Source organism: Planococcus koreensis, from assembly GCF_004761975.1.
Taxonomy (GTDB): domain Bacteria; phylum Bacillota; class Bacilli; order Bacillales_A; family Planococcaceae; genus Planococcus; species Planococcus koreensis.
In genome coordinates this window covers 13,318-26,622 of record NZ_RQII01000008.1, presented here as the reverse complement: position 1 = coordinate 26,622, position 13,305 = coordinate 13,318, and the positions used below count along the sequence as shown (strand labels likewise).

Annotated in this window: 16 protein-coding genes; 2 read left to right on the top strand and 14 right to left on the bottom strand. The window is 48.2% G+C overall.

The window, feature by feature from the left end; translation table 11 throughout:
- Positions 1 to 2: 2 nt before the first annotated feature.
- From ytpR to EGV91_RS01325, 6 genes are all read right to left on the bottom strand, one after another.
- Complete coding sequence (ytpR, locus tag EGV91_RS01350; protein ID WP_135500381.1) at positions 3 to 611, bottom strand: YtpR family tRNA-binding protein; 609 nt, start codon at positions 609 to 611, stop codon at positions 3 to 5.
- Positions 608 to 1,423 (bottom strand): DUF1444 family protein, encoded by an 816-nt coding sequence (locus tag EGV91_RS01345; RefSeq protein ID WP_135500394.1) that lies wholly within the window; start codon positions 1,421 to 1,423, stop codon positions 608 to 610. The genes ytpR and EGV91_RS01345 overlap by 4 nt, the downstream gene beginning before the upstream one ends.
- Positions 1,424 to 1,493: 70 nt before the next feature.
- Positions 1,494 to 1,811, bottom strand: a complete 318-nt coding sequence (locus EGV91_RS01340) for a thioredoxin family protein (protein WP_135500380.1) — start codon at positions 1,809 to 1,811, stop codon at positions 1,494 to 1,496.
- Between the two features lie 4 nt (positions 1,812 to 1,815).
- Entirely contained in the window at positions 1,816 to 2,337 is a 522-nt protein-coding gene (locus tag EGV91_RS01335) for a hypothetical protein (RefSeq protein ID WP_135500379.1), read from the bottom strand.
- Between the two features lie 60 nt (positions 2,338 to 2,397).
- Positions 2,398 to 2,919 carry a DUF84 family protein gene (locus tag EGV91_RS01330; protein ID WP_135500378.1) on the bottom strand — a complete coding sequence of 174 codons (522 nt, stop codon included), beginning with the start codon at positions 2,917 to 2,919 and terminating at the stop codon, positions 2,398 to 2,400.
- A gap of 41 nt (positions 2,920 to 2,960) precedes the next feature.
- A complete protein-coding gene (locus EGV91_RS01325) occupies positions 2,961 to 4,034 on the bottom strand; it encodes a M42 family metallopeptidase (RefSeq protein ID WP_135500377.1) in 1,074 nt (357 codons plus the stop codon).
- Between the two features lie 457 nt (positions 4,035 to 4,491).
- Between EGV91_RS01325 and EGV91_RS01320 the strand changes: the two genes are divergently transcribed.
- On the top strand, positions 4,492 to 4,806 hold the full coding sequence (locus tag EGV91_RS01320; protein WP_135500376.1) for a PepSY domain-containing protein: 315 nt from the start codon (positions 4,492 to 4,494) through the stop codon (positions 4,804 to 4,806).
- Between the two features lie 75 nt (positions 4,807 to 4,881).
- On the opposite strand, the gene EGV91_RS01315 is transcribed toward EGV91_RS01320, so the two are convergent.
- From EGV91_RS01315 to pepV, 6 genes are all read right to left on the bottom strand, one after another.
- Complete coding sequence (locus EGV91_RS01315) at positions 4,882 to 5,736, bottom strand: YtnP family quorum-quenching lactonase (RefSeq protein ID WP_135500375.1); 855 nt, start codon at positions 5,734 to 5,736, stop codon at positions 4,882 to 4,884.
- Between the two features lie 12 nt (positions 5,737 to 5,748).
- On the bottom strand, positions 5,749 to 6,405 hold the full coding sequence (gene trmB / locus EGV91_RS01310) for a tRNA (guanosine(46)-N7)-methyltransferase TrmB (protein WP_135500374.1): 657 nt from the start codon (positions 6,403 to 6,405) through the stop codon (positions 5,749 to 5,751).
- Entirely contained in the window at positions 6,402 to 7,334 is a 933-nt protein-coding gene (locus tag EGV91_RS01305; protein WP_135500373.1) for a diacylglycerol/lipid kinase family protein, read from the bottom strand. Before EGV91_RS01305 ends, trmB begins: the two co-directional genes overlap by 4 nt.
- An 18-nt stretch (positions 7,335 to 7,352) precedes the next feature.
- Complete coding sequence (gene thpR / locus EGV91_RS01300; protein ID WP_135500372.1) at positions 7,353 to 7,898, bottom strand: RNA 2',3'-cyclic phosphodiesterase; 546 nt, start codon at positions 7,896 to 7,898, stop codon at positions 7,353 to 7,355.
- Positions 7,899 to 7,970: 72 nt separating this feature from the next.
- Positions 7,971 to 8,819 carry a D-amino-acid transaminase gene (gene dat / locus EGV91_RS01295; protein WP_135500371.1) on the bottom strand — a complete coding sequence of 283 codons (849 nt, stop codon included), beginning with the start codon at positions 8,817 to 8,819 and terminating at the stop codon, positions 7,971 to 7,973.
- 17 nt (positions 8,820 to 8,836) lie between these two features.
- A complete protein-coding gene (gene pepV / locus EGV91_RS01290) occupies positions 8,837 to 10,210 on the bottom strand; it encodes a dipeptidase PepV (RefSeq protein WP_135500370.1) in 1,374 nt (457 codons plus the stop codon).
- Positions 10,211 to 10,540: 330 nt separating this feature from the next.
- On the opposite strand from pepV, the gene EGV91_RS01285 reads away from it, so the two are divergent.
- On the top strand, positions 10,541 to 10,762 hold the full coding sequence (locus EGV91_RS01285) for a DeoR family transcriptional regulator (protein WP_135500369.1): 222 nt from the start codon (positions 10,541 to 10,543) through the stop codon (positions 10,760 to 10,762).
- A gap of 41 nt (positions 10,763 to 10,803) precedes the next feature.
- Here EGV91_RS01285 and EGV91_RS01280 read toward each other — a convergent pair whose 3' ends face one another.
- Both EGV91_RS01280 and EGV91_RS01275 read right to left on the bottom strand, forming a co-directional pair.
- Complete coding sequence (locus EGV91_RS01280) at positions 10,804 to 11,517, bottom strand: pseudouridine synthase (RefSeq protein ID WP_135500368.1); 714 nt, start codon at positions 11,515 to 11,517, stop codon at positions 10,804 to 10,806.
- Between the two features lie 9 nt (positions 11,518 to 11,526).
- Positions 11,527 to 13,134: a putative polysaccharide biosynthesis protein gene (locus tag EGV91_RS01275; RefSeq protein WP_135500367.1), complete on the bottom strand. Its 1,608-nt coding sequence runs from the start codon at positions 13,132 to 13,134 to the stop codon at positions 11,527 to 11,529.
- Positions 13,135 to 13,305 lie beyond the last annotated feature (171 nt).

Sequence of the window (13,305 nt, the reverse complement as noted above, 5' to 3'; positions counted from 1 at the left end):
CGTCACGCCTTTACTTCGAATGAAGATCCGATTTCTGCATCTTCCGGCAAGACCAATATCCCTTTTTCTTCAGGAGCATCCGGCAAAGCCAGTTCTTTCGCCGAGCAGATCATCCCGCTAGATGGAACACCGCGAAGTTCCGCGTCTTTGATCAGCATTCCAGAAGGCATGATTGCCCCTACCTTTGCCACAACTACTTTTTGTCCTTGTTCAACGTTTGCAGCACCGCAGACAATCTGCAATTCTTCGCTGCCGACATTGACACGGCAAATATTCAGCTTGTCCGCGTTCGGATGCTTTTCTTTCGCTTCTACAAAGCCCACGACAAATTTCGGAGACAAATCGACTTCAAGAACATAATCTACACCATTTTTAGCCAAAGCATTCTGAAGCTCTGTAACCAATGCTTCCGAAAGTTCCACTTTCTCTCCGTCAGCCAGTTCCACGTAAGTAGAGGCATTGAAAAGATTGAATCCGGCAATGTTTCCTTCGCCATCTTTGATCAGCGTAACATCGCCGAATTGTTCAGGGTGGATTTTCTCCGGTGTTTCCGTTTGTAATTGGACCAATAGGACATCGCCTATTCCGTGTTTATTGTAAAATGCATTCATTTCTTATCCTGCTCCTCGGTCGGTTTATTCTTGGCCATGATGAAAATCGGCTCAAGTTCGTCATTTTCATAGATGAACGACAATGACGTAATCGGCACTTTGCCGTTAGTGAAAAAGTGCATCGCCATTTGCGCCAATACATCGTATCCGGTCTCGTTGCGGATATCTCCGATGATCAGCACATCCTGATGCGGCACTGATACAGTCATGTCGCCTGTGATTTTCGTTTTCATGTCTTTTAGGAAGTTTTCATTCAGCAGACGGGAAGCATCGTACCCATCATTTTCGTTCAAAAAGTAAAATACATTGCCTGCGACGCGGTCTTCTTTTACAGCGGTTTTCAGTTTTTTCACTTGGAACCGTGCAATTTCTTTGACCTGCTCTTCACTCAGACTTAATGAATTTAACATATTTTCGTCAATTAAGCGATAGGTAGTGCCAGCATCCAACGCGTAAAAAACCCGTGTTTCAGCTGTATGGTCCGAAGTGATGAAGCGATGGCCTTCCTTCGATTCCAATGGGAACGACGTCGAGCGGACGACTGGATAGATGTGCTCCGACGATTTCAATTCGCCTTTCGCCTCTTTTTCCATCGCACCGAAAGTTTCCAGGATGGTATAGACGATTTCATCCAACGCGCTCTCCCCTTTTGCTTCATACCGGTTTAATGCCTGCGGCAGGGAAAGCGTCATGCCATTACCCAAAGTTTTATGCCGGATGTCCAACACATCTTTTTCGCGGTCAAAATGCCAGATCAATTCCGGATTCGTCATTCGCTGTTTCAATATATTTACTAATTCGGATGATTTCATCATGTCGGTTCCTCCTCAAAAATAAACGGCTCAGCCACAGTATGGCGAACCGTCATTTTTTTATATTTTCTCATCTAGCGAGAGCGGCCAGGAAATTTTCGATTTCCTGCTTTGTTTTGCGGTCCTTGCTGACAAAACGGCCAGCTTCAGTGCCATTCGTATAAGCCAGGAAACTCGGAATTCCATAAATGTTCTTTTCAATGCACAAATCGATAAATTCGTCCCGGTCCACGGATACGAAAGTGAATTCCGTGTGAGCTTCTTCAATTTCAGGCAGTATTGGTTCAATAACACGGCAATCCGGACACCAGTCGGCCGTAAACATAAAGACAACCGGTTCGCTTTCCGCCAGTTCATTGAATTGCTCAATAGAAGTTAACGTTCTCATTCAGTCAATCTCCCTTCTCATTATCGATGGAACGTGCAGTCTGCATCATCCATTCCATATTTTCCTCAATTTTGCCTGCTTCCGATACGGCTGTCAATTTGGCGCCGCCAGCGCTGGCCACCACTTCAAACCGGTCGTCCGCGATTTTTCGTACAGCGGCAAAACCGAATCGTCCATTTTCCTCGAAAGTTTCATCAGCCGCCCATTCCTGCTGCGGCTCGGATTTTAAAAGGTCATAGAATAATGTGCTGTCGCCCGCCTCGTTCGGGTTGGCGGTCAGCATATACGAATCGCTGCCTTTTGTGATATTGATGCTGCGTTCATCAGACGGCTCTTCCACCGTATAGCCTCCCGGCAGATAGAACGCTGTGCCGTCGGAAGATTCGTTAGCTTCCCGCGGTTCTGCAGAAAATGCCTTGTGGGCATTCTCCAAGGCGCCGGCAATCTTTTCTTCCGGAGTTGCTGTACAGCCAGCCAACCCAATGGCCGCTGCTGTGAATAAAACCAATAACCCTTTACGAGGCACGCCTATTCCTCCCTAACTTTGCTTGTTCTTATTTTAAAGATGTTTCTTTGCACATGCAACTTAATCGCTGCCGCGGACGTATTGTCCTAGCAGCAATTTAACAATATGGCTGAACATTTCATCCCGGTTGACCAAGCCTGCAGTCAACACGCCGACAGCTCCTTTGTGATGCCTCACACCGATTTCATTGGCATAAGCGTCCATCACCGGACCAAGCTCGCCGCCCGCCCGCAGTTTTTCTGCAATTTCTTCAGGAAGCGGCAGTTGGGCTCCTGCGGCTGTATAAATTTTGCCGTCATTCGTTGCGAGCGCCCCCCAATTGCATAAATACATTTCGCCTTCAAGTTCATAGACGCCGCCCTCCAAGCCGATTGCAATGTCCACGGACTCAGCTGAAAGTGTTTTAGCGCGGTTTATTGCACCTAGGCGTGTCTCTTCCAGTGACCTCGGCTGCTCGGATACCCCTGAAGCCGCTTCCGCTGAAGCCAGGTCAAACGCATAGCCCAGAGTTTCCATTGCTGTCGCAACTGCGTTAATTTTGGCTGGATTTTTCGAGGCGATGCTTGCTTGGATTTTTTTCATTTCCTCATCCCTTTCAAAAAAAAGAGCCCGAAGGCCCTCTTTTAGCTGTTTTGTTTAATTGTCTCCAACGTCGTTTTGTCAGCAGTTCTGACAAGCTTCGTCAGCAATTCTTTTGCTGCCGCGTAATCATCGGTGTGGATGATCGATGCGGACGTATGGATATAGCGTGAGCAGATGCCGATGACGGAACTCGGGATGCCTTCGTTTGCCGTATGGACTTTGCCTGCGTCCGTCCCACCTTGGGAAATGAAATATTGGTATGGGATGTTATTCGACTCGGCTGTATCCAAGATGAATTCGCGCATGCCGCGGTGAGTCACCATGCTTTTATCGAAAATACGCAAGAGCGTACCTTTGCCCAATTGGCCGAATTCGGTTTTATTGCCGGTTGCGTCATTCGCCGGGCTTGCGTCAAGCGCAAAAAACAGATCTGGCTGTATCAAGTTTGCCGCAGTCTGTGCGCCACGAAGTCCCACTTCTTCCATTACTGTTGCGCCGGAGAACAATTGGTTCGGCAATTTTTCGTCTTTCAATTCTTTCAACAACTCAATTGCCAGTCCGCAGCCGTAGCGGTTATCCCACGCTTTCGCCATGATTTTCTTGCTGTTCGCCATTTCCGTAAACGGGCTGAACGGCACAACCTGCTGGCCTGGGCGGATGCCCATTGCGAGTGCGTCCGCTTTGTCATCAGCACCGATATCAATCAGCATATTCTTGATGTCCATCGGCTTGCTGCGCAATTCTTCACTCAATAAATGAGGCGGGATCGATCCGACCACACCTGGAATCACTCGATCTCCCGCGATAATCTCAACACGCATTGCTAGCATAACTTGGTTCCACCAACCGCCAAGCGGCTGGAAACGCAGCATGCCGTTTTCTGTAATTTGGGATACCATAAAACCGACTTCATCCATATGCCCCGCTACCATGATGCGCGGACCAGCCTCGTCGCCATCTTTCACGCCGAAAACGCTGCCCAAATTATCCTGGATCAATCGATCTGAATACTTTTCAAGTTCTTGGCGCATGAATTTACGGACTGCATGCTCATTGCCCGGTGCTCCTGGCAACTCGGTCAAAGTCTTGAATAATTCTCTCGTTTCACTGTTCATATGTATAACTCCTCCTAAAATGCATTGCTTCCCTTTAGTGTAGAGCTTTTTTCTGATTATTTCCAGTTTTATATTTCGACATGCGAAAGAAACAACTAGAGTATTTATGTATAGGCCGCTTCGGACGCTTTGGGCATGGCTCTCGCAAAAAGCCAGGCAAAGAACGCCCGTCTTTCTGCTTCGCCTAGCCCTTGGCCGCGCCTTCGCTAAATATTCACTTTAAAAAGTATATTCATATTTGTCTTTATTGAATTGTAGATACGGAGCAAAACTGCCGAGACGCCTGCGGGATAGCGAGACAGCTGAGACCCTGCAGGAGCGCAGCGACGAAGCGGCTCAGCGCTCGCCCGCGGCAAGCAAGGCAGTTTTGCGGAGTATCCATATCAAACAAAGCTTATATTTTTCCCTGTACATCATTTATGGTACAATTTGTCCAGAAAGCTTAGGAGGGATTTTAGTGAAAAATCGTGATTTATTAATCGGATTTGCAACAGGTGTGGCAGCGACTTATATTGTCAAAGAAGTGTATGACCGCAAGGAAAAGCTTTATCCCGCAGATGATGTCCTGAAAAGTGTCAAAGAAGCTTTTAAAGAAGAAGGCCCGATTGACGGTTCGTGGATTTACATGAAAACAGAGCCGTATAAACAGCACGCAATTGAAACAGAAGTTTATAAAGGCGGCATCACTCGCCACCGCGATGATGAATTGGAGCAATTCGAATTCATGGCAGATGCCTATTCAGGCGCTATCGTCGAAGTGAATAAAGTTTAATAACGTAAAGAAAGAATGCCGCGCAATTTCGCGCGGCATTCTTTCTTTTTTTTCTTGAATTTATTTTAGCGGTTCTTAGAATTGTTTTTCTTTGTATTGCACGGATTCGGTAATTTCTTTGCCGTCTTCGCTCCATTTGAGGATGCGGTAATAGGCATCGTGATAGAACGTGAAATAATAGCCATTCGCCAAAGCTTCTTTCATCAGCTTTTCTTTGGCATAGATGGAATCCATCGGGTAATCGTCAAAAGCGAGCACCCACAGCGGGTTTTGGTGGGAATGCGTTGGCATGATGTCGCCCATATGCAAGATCGTTTCGCCGCCGCTTTCCAATTTAATGACGCTGTGGCCGTTCGAATGGCCGCCCGTGTGGATCATCGTAATGCCTTCCACTGGGCTTGCCTGCTTATCGAAGGTTTCTACTTGGCCTGCAACCGGCTCCCAGTTCTCTTTCCAATACGTGTTGCGCGAGCGGATATTCGGATGCTGCATTTCTTCCCACTCAACAGCAGATACGTATATTTTCGCGTTCGGAAAAACGGAAACATAGCCATCGCCTTGCGGTTTCGTCAAACCGGCTGCGTGGTCGCCGTGCAGATGTGTCATAAGAACCAAATCAATGTCTGCTGCAGACAAACCAAGCTCCGCCAAATTCTCTTCGACTTGCGATTCCGATGACACCCCAAGGTTGCGTTTTTGGCGATCGGTCAATTTGCCATCGCCAAGCCCGCTGTCGATGATGATGTTGTGGCCATTGTATTGCACCAATATCGGGTGCGTCGGCAATTCAATCTGGTTTTGTTCGTTGGCCGGATAACGCTTTGACCAGATCACTTTCGGCACCACCCCAAACATAGTGCCTCCGTCCAGCCAAGTCGTTCCCCCATCCAGCCAAGTCAATGCCATGTCGTGAAATTGAAATTTATCCACCCTGAATCCCCCTTATGCTTTATTCGTTTGATATTGCGCTTCAAGCCGGTAAATCGGCTGTCCTTTTTTCGAGAATTTTTCTTCGTACTCTGTCATGATGTTCCATTCCGGATCGCCGGCGTGCAAATCCAATGACACGTATTTCAACAGCATGCCGTATTCCGAAACGCTGGTCAGCGAATATTCGAACAGGCCGCGGTTGTCTGTTTTGAAATGGATTTCGCCGTTTTCCGGCAGCACAGATTCATATAATTTCAAGAAAGTATCGTGTGTCAACCGGCGTTTGGCATGGCGTTTTTTCGGCCACGGATCTGAGAAATTCAAATACAAGCGGTCCACTTCACCCTTTTCAAAAAACTCGGTTAAGTCTTTGGCGTTGACGCGCAGCAATCTTAAATTCGGAATGCCGCCTTCTTCTTCCAAAATCGTTTCAAGCGCGCTGACGATGACGCTGTCGAACAATTCGATGCCAATGTAATTAATTGACGGATTCTGCTTCGCCATGCCGATGATGAAACGGCCTTTGCCAGTCCCTGCTTCGATATGAAGCGGGTTGTTGTTGCCGAATACTTCGTGCCATTTGCCTTTTTGCTGTTCCGGATTCGGAATCAGGATTTCTGGATGGGCTTTCATCAAATCTGCAGCCCATGGTTTAAAACGTGTTCTCATAATACATCCTCTTTCTTTCCATTATTTATCGCATTCCATCGGCTCTTGCTGATGCCGTAATGGATTGGCTCATTTTTAGGGCTTTTGCCGGCATAATCGCCGTCGATGTGGCGATATACTTGCCGATCTGTTGTCAAGCGGAATTGGCTTCCACTGAGCTGAATCACTTCTTTGAACCTCGTATGGGTTCCAGTAAAAACCGTACCAAACACAAGCAGTAGTTTCAAGCGTGATATGCCGCTGACGATGGTCAATTCCAGCAAGCCGTCACCGGTTTTCGAGTCCGGTGAAATTTTCATGCCGCCTCCGAAATAAGGCTGGTTGCTGACAGTTGCCAGCCAAACGTCTTTAAACTGTTGATTATTGCCGTCCGTTTCCACGGCCAAATCAAATTTCTTAAAGCGGAATAATGTGCGGATGACGTAAAGCAAGTAGACCAGTTTTCCGGCTCCGACCTTATTGAGCCCTTTTTTTGCTAGCGAGCGATTGACCAGTGCCGATATTTCAGCGTCAAAACCGATGCCTGAGCTGCTCACGAAACGGAATAGTTCAGAATCGATGAATTCCCCCAAGTCTTGCTCAAGGCTCGCTGGCTCCTGCAAAAACAGCTCAACCGCCTCAGCATCCTTAAATGAATAAAATCCCCGACTGAAATCGTTGCCTGAACCGGCAGCGACCGAACCGACGATCAAATTGGGCGATCCCGCAGCTCCAGCGACGATTTCACGCATCGTGCCGTCGCCGCCGAAGCCGATGACCATCACCGGTTCGTCGGCATCACGGAGCCGCGCAGCCACTTCTTCTGCATGCCCCGCGTATTGCGTCATAAGCAATTCATGGGGAAACGCCGCGGTGTTTTTGAATTTATTCCATTTTTTTGCTGCATTGCCGTTGCCGGCTGCCGGGTTGACGATAATGATTGTTTTCATATGACCCCTCTTTTGGCGTCAGACGCCTTCCTGCAATCGGTAAGTTGCTTGCGGCACATATTTGCGCATATTCTGCGGTTCAATGCGGAACAATGAAAATTCCTCGACGCGAAATGAAATGCTTGGCATTTTGAACACCGGTGCTTCTTCCATCTCGCTGCCGCCTGCCCATTTGGCAGCCAGTGTGATGTGCGGCACAAAAGGCTTCTGGTCCGATGACAAATTGAATTTTCGCGTGATTTCTCTGACCTTTTCCTGCAGTTCCATCAGCGGAGCGCTGTCCGCAATTGCAGCGTAGATGATGCGCGGCGTCTGCGGGTTGCCGAAGGTCTTGACGCCATTTATCGCCAAATCAAAAGGCGCTTGCGAGATTTCCTCCAGCGCTTGAGCCGCTTCCTGCAGCTGAGTTTCTTCTGCACTGCCGATGAACAGCAGCGTTATATGCATATCCTGCGGCCGCGTATATTTTTTATGGCTTTGCAGGTTCCATTGCCCTCGCGCCTCTGCCAACTCTTTTGCAGCCGCTTCCGGAATATTGATGCCGATAAAATAATGTGTTTGCATAATCATCACCTTTACCAAGTTTACCACTTGCGCGTCTACAAAAAAATAGTGATCGGCTTTCGCCGACCACTTTTACATTTTAACTGCCAGTTTCAAGTTCGCTTCAAATGCTTGCTGAAGATTTTTCGTCAACTCGCCTGGAATGCCTTGCCCTATCGGGTTGCCGTCGATTTCGGTGATCGGCATGATTTCAGCAGTTGTCGAAGACATGAAGAATTCATCCATTTCCAAAGCTTGGGCTTTGGTGAATGCCATTTCCTGCACTTCGATGCCGAGATTTTGGCTGAGCTGTAAGATCACTCTTCTCGTAATGCCATTCAGGATTAAATTTGTAGCCGGATGCGTATAAATAATGCCGTCTTTCACGCCGTACATATTCGAGGAAGAACCTTCAGTAACGACTTCGCCTCGATGCAGAATGGCTTCAAAACTGCCTTTTTCATGTGCTTCCTGTTTCGCCATGACATTGCCGAGCAAGTTCAAGCTCTTGATGTCGCAGCGCAGCCAGCGGACATCTTCGATGAACGCGCCTTTTGCACCGTTTCGCATCAACTCAAGCGGACGTTCCACCGTTTTCGTATACGCGACCACCACCGGCGAAGTAGACTCCGGGAAATGATGCTGGCGGAGTGCATGTCCACGGGTGATCTGGACATAAACCTGACCGTTGTTGATATCGTTCATTTCCACCAAATCGTACAGCATTTTGTGGAAAACGTCTTTCGTATAAGGGATGACGATCTTGATTTTTTCCGCGCTTTCGTAAAAACGGTCAATATGCTCTTCCGCAGTAAACAAATTGCCTTCGTATACGCGGACGACTTCATAAATGCCGTCTCCGAATTGATAGCCTCGGTCTTCTTTTGAAATGTTCAGTTCTTCCTCGCGAATAAATTCTTCATTGTGTAAAATCCAATCCATACAGCATCCCTCTTTCATTATTGTTTGCAAGCCAATTGATAAATCGCTTCAGCGTAAATTGCAACGGCCTTCAGCAGATTTTCGATATCCACAAATTCATCCGCCTGGTGGGCGACGTCTTTCTCACCAGGAAACAGCATTCCGAATGCCACCCCTTTATCAAGGACGCGCGCGTAAGTTCCCCCGCCGATGGCAAGCAAATCCGCTTTGTCGCCGGTCTGCTTTTCATAGGCCGTCTGCAATATCTTGATGAACGGGTCCGCCGCGTCGACGTGGTGCGGCGGGGAATTTGAATCAACCGTGAGCTCAAAGCCTTCCGGCATGTCGATGCCGATCCGTTCTTCAAACGGGAAAGAGATTGAATAACGCATGCTTACCTCGATTGCCGCTTTCTTGCCATGTTCATAACGGATGACGCCAGCGTTCAGCGTTGTATCGCCGGACACCTCATCCTTGAAATCGAGCCCAAGCTTTCGGCCCCGTGAATCGTTGTAAAAATGATCCGCCAGAAAAGCGGTAAACCTCCCGCCGTCACCTGCAAGCCGTTCTTTCAAAAACAGCGCCAGCAAGATTCCAGCATTAACGCCATCTTCCGGCTCCATGGCATGGGCCGATTTGCCGTGCACCGTTAATTTCACTCCATCATCAATGGCTTCCGCAGCTCCTGCCACACCATGCTGCGCCAGGAACGCTTCGAACGGCGGCTGCCAGTCGGTGAGTGCTCCTGTAACAACGGCTTCCGCCAAATCCGGCACCATATTGGTCCGGTTGCCGGCAGCGAAACTTTGCAGCGCGTCCGCCGATTGCCAAGAAGACATCGTCAGCGCGACCGACGCAATCCCTTTTTCCGCATTGATGATCGGGAAATCGGCATCCGGCGCAAAGCCGATCGTCGGCATTTCTTCTGTTTCGAAATAACGGTCGACACAGCGGAAGCCGCTTTCTTCATCTGTACCGATAATCAGGCGCACGCGCTTTGTAAATTCAAAGCCGGCGTCTTTCACCATATTCAACGCAGCCCAAGCTGCGATTGTCGGCCCTTTGTCATCAATCGCTCCACGTCCGTAGAGTTTGCCGTTTTCCACCATGCCGCCGAACGGATCTTTCGTCCAGCCGGCCCCAGCAGGCACGACATCAACATGGCCGAGAATTCCCAGAAGCTCTTCGCCATTACCGGTTTCGATATGGCCAGCCACGTCCGCGACGTTTTTCACTTTATAACCCCGCACGGCTCCTTGATCCAGAAACCAATCGAGCGCCCGTTTGACGTCTTTGCCGAACGGCGCACCCTCTTCCGCTTCATCGTTCAACACACTCGGAATTGAAATGAGTTCCTGCAAATCCTTGATGATGCTGTCTTTGCGCTTTTCCGCCTCTAGTTGCCAATCCATAAACCACACTCCTGTATCAAACTCGTTTGCCTTTTTATTTGTCCGTTAATTAAAGCTATTGTACACCTTTTACGAATAAATAAAAGAACTTCGGGCTAATTTGTCAGAAAATGCTTTGTAACAATTGTTGAACTTATGTTAAGTAAAAGGGAAAATCGTAGATATCTTATTGGTAATTAGCTATAATTAAATTGTCAGACAAATACATCTGGCATAATTTTTAAGAAAAGGGGATGTCGTTGGCATTAATTTCAAATCAGCTGGGGTTCGCCCGGCGCTTCGTCCGCTTGTCTTTGCCAAATGGAAAAAAGATGAAGGAGTGGTCTCTCTTTGAAACCAACTACTGATCGCATGTTAATTCGCATCAAAGATATGTATAAGTACATCCGTGATAACGGAACTGTAACTACGCAAGATCTTGTCGATGAATTCGGCATCACTCCTCGCACCATTCAAAGAGATTTGAATGTGTTAGCCTTTAACGACTTGGTGGAAAGCCCAATTCGAGGCAAATGGACTACGACGCAAAAAAAAGTCAAAATGACATCCTAGAAAAATCTTGAAAACAAAGAAAATGACCGCAGCTTATGCGGTCATTTTCTTGTTTTCAAAGAGTCGAGCTCTTCTTCAGTTAAGTGTCTGTATTCGCCAAGCTCTAATGACGGATCCAGTTCGAGCGCCCCCATCGACAGCCGCTTCAAGTAAACGACTTCTTTGCCGACACTTTGGAACATGCGCTTGACCTGATGGAACTTCCCTTCCGTGATCGTCAATTCAATTTCCGACTGCGCAGCACTGATGAGGATCTCGAGCTGTGCGGGCTTTGTTACATAACCGTCATCGAGCATGACGCCGCGCTTGAATGCTTCCCCGTCCTCAGCCGTCACCAGCCCGTCGATTTTTGCGAAATAGCGTTTGTCGACGTGTTTTTTCGGAGACAGCAATTCGTGCGCCAGCTTGCCGTCGTTCGTCAACAGCAATAAGCCTTCGGTATCCTTGTCGAGCCGGCCGACCGGAAACGGTTCGTATTGCTGTTCTTCAGGCCCCAGCAAGTCGATGACCGTCTCATCGTATTTGTCCTCGGTCGCCGATATGAAACCTGGGGGTTTATTCATCAACAGGTAGATGAACTCGGCGTATTCCACCTTTTCGCCCCCGACAGACACTTCGTCTTTTGTTTCATCAACATGGACTTTCGCATCCCGGACGGTTACGCCGTTCACTTCCACCGCTTTCGACTTCAATAAAATCTTCACTTCTTTTCGTGAGCCATAGCCCATGTTCGATAAAAATTTATCTATGCGCATGTGGACCTCCTAGAAACCGAATCTCTTCGTGTATTTCGTCAACCGTTCGCCAAGCAATTTCTGCGCAATCCCTGTCTTCAAACCAAGGAAGCCGTAAACCGCTCCGCCGACCGCGCCGACAATCAAAATACGGGCAACCGAATGCAATTTCGTGTCCATGCCGAGGAATAGATCAAGTACAGCAAGCGTGGCGTAGACAGCCACTGCCATCGCTGCGCTCATCAGAGTGATGAGGAACAAGCGGCGCAGCACCATATCTGATTTGTACTTCAGCGTCACTTTGATGACAATGAGGTTCATGCCGATTGCGACAACATAGCCGATAATCGTCGCGGCAATCGCGCCGTCTGTTTCAAAAAGCTTGATCAGCGGAATGTTCAACGCCAATTTCAGCAGCAAACCGGTCAATAAATTCAAGATGATCCATTTTTGCTGGTTGATCCCTTGCAGAATCGACGCCGTTACCGGGAACAAAGCGAAAAGAATCGCAACCGGCAAGTAATGGGCCAGGATTTCTGAACCTGCATCGCTAATTTCGTAGAAGATGTGGTAAAGCTCATCGGATAGTAATGTCATGCCGACCACTGCCGGCAATGTCAGAAACAGGAGGATTTGAAAAGCCTGGTCGAGCGTGCGGTTTACAAGGCTGAATTCCTGTTTGGTAAAATAGCGCGTGATGAGTGGAATGAGCGCCATCGAGAAGCCCGTTGCCAGCATCACCGGAATCATCACCAGTTTATGCGCAGTGAAGTTCAGGATGCTCAAGTAAATGCCGGAAGAGGCTGCATTTTCCGTCCCGCCCATCGCACGGTTGAACGTCAGCATGTCGATAAACTGGAACAGCGGATTGGCAATTCCGAGAAACACGACAGGTACAGCATAAATGGCGATTTCCTTGTACATGTCACGCAAATTGACGTCGTACGATTCAACCGAACTGGCGCGCAGCTCGTTGTACTCGCCTTTTTTCTTGTTCCAATAATAGAACAATACGAGGACGCCGCCGAGCGCGCCGACAAAAGCGGACAATACTGCGACTTCCACTGCGGTTCTTGCAGAGCCGCCGAAGATGTTCAAGACCGCATAAGCACCGGCAAGCAGGAAGATGATGCGGACGATCTGTTCGATCAGCTGCGATACCGCAGTCGGCATCATGAAGTTATAGCCCTGGAAGAATCCGCGGAACAAGCTCATGAACGGCACAACGATCAACGCGAATGAGACCCATTGGATCACTTCTTTGACGTCCTGGACCGAATGGATTTTTTCATTTTCATCTATCGTAAGTTCCGCCAGCGGTCCGGCAAAAAAGTAAAGCGCAAGGAATGATACGAAACCGGTGATCATCATGGTCAGCAAGCCGGATTTCAATAACCTGCGGCCGGTTTCGTAATCACCGAGCGAATTGTATTTTGCTACGAATTTGGAAAAAGCGATCGGCGCTCCGGATATCGCCAGCGACAGCATCAAATTATAAGGTATGTATGCGTATTGGTAGAGGCCGATATTCTCTTCCCCGACCATGCCGTAAAACGGGATGACGTAAATGATGCCAAGGACTTTGGATAAAAATAAACCCATCGTTAAGATGGCGGTTCCTTTGATTAATGTTGACATTTTGCACTTCCTGACTTGAGATGATAAAAAAACAATCTACACGATAGTTTACACCTATAAACTAAATTACTCAACGAGTTTTGACGCATCGTGTATACTTGAGAAAAGCGAAAGCGCCTGTTCAGCTCGAAGAGGTGCTGGAGTCTGGACACTAATAAAAACGAAAGCGAG